The sequence below is a fragment of the Rhodococcus sp. R1101 genome, from assembly GCF_000278445.1.
Lineage (GTDB): Bacteria > Actinomycetota > Actinomycetes > Mycobacteriales > Mycobacteriaceae > Rhodococcus > Rhodococcus gordoniae.
In genome coordinates this window covers 1-1,132 of sequence record NZ_AJVB01000767.1, presented here as the reverse complement: position 1 = coordinate 1,132, position 1,132 = coordinate 1, and the positions used below count along the sequence as shown (strand labels likewise).

The window sequence follows — 1,132 nt, the reverse complement described above, 5'->3', positions numbered from 1 at the left end:
GCTCACCAGCCGTGACGGCGACACCGTCGACACCACCGTCGCCGGCATTTTCACCGACAATCAGCTCATCGGCCCGTGGGTGATCTCGCAGCAACTGTTCGAGCAGTTCACCCCTCCGAACAACCGCTCGGCGCTCGTGGTTCTCATGAACACCGTCGACGAGTCGGAGCAGGTACGCACGGCGATCGAGGGCGCCGTCAAGGACTACGTGATCGTGCAGGTCCTCGACCGCGAACAGTTCAAGGGCCAGCAGGCACAGCAGATCGACACGATCCTCGCGATCCTCTACGGCCTGCTCGCCCTCGCCGTGGTGATCGCGATCCTCGGCATCGTCAACACCCTGGCACTGTCGGTGGTGGAGCGACGGCGGGAGATCGGCATGCTCCGCGCGGTCGGTATGCAACGCGCCCAGGTGCGCCGCACGATCTATCTCGAATCGCTGCTCATCGCGGTGTTCGGTGCGGTCGTGGGTGTCGTGCTCGGTCTCGCGTTCGGCTGGGCCTTCGTGCGCACGCTCGCCGATCAGGGGCTCGACATCATCTCGGTACCGTGGTCGCAGGTCGTGGGCATGCTCGTCGCGTCCGGCATCATCGGTGTGCTCGCGGCGCTGTGGCCCGGGCACCGGGCGGCGAAGACACCGCCACTCGAGGCGATCAGCGACATGTAGACAGCGAGAAGTGCCGTGTGGAGGTGAGTTGTCCACAGGCAGTGGAGTTGTCCACAGCGACCGGCCCGCGGAGCATTCCGCGGGCCGGTCGTCGTCGGTGCCCCCTATGCTTCCGCGGCAGGGGGTGGTGGTGTGCGGGTGGACGATCTGGCCGGGTGGGACCCGGATGCGCTCGAACGGTTGGGGGCCGAACTCGCGTTGTGCGCCGACGCGGTCGACGCAGTGTCCGGCGACGTCCTGCGGTGGGCATCCTTCGAAGGTGCCTGGCGCGGTGCGGCGCACGACAGTGCGCGGTCCGTATCGTCCTCGCACAGCCGGGATCTCGGGGTGCAAGCCGAGTCGTATCGACAGGCGGCCGAGTGCGCGCGGTTCGTCGTACCGCGACTGCTGGAGCTGCACGCGGAACTGGGCCACCTGCAGTCCCGGGCCGCGGCACGGGGTCGCGTCGTCGACGACGACGAATTG

General features: G+C 67.8%; 1 protein-coding gene and 1 pseudogene. Both read left to right on the top strand.

Going from position 1 to position 1,132, the window contains the following annotated elements; translation table 11 throughout:
* A partial coding sequence (locus tag R1101_RS28580) for an FtsX-like permease family protein (protein WP_037225091.1) occupies positions 1 to 667 on the top strand: 667 nt, incomplete at its 5' end.
* 138 nt (positions 668 to 805) lie between these two features.
* Positions 806 to 1,132: pseudogene (locus R1101_RS28575) on the top strand (alpha/beta hydrolase); the annotation flags it as partial.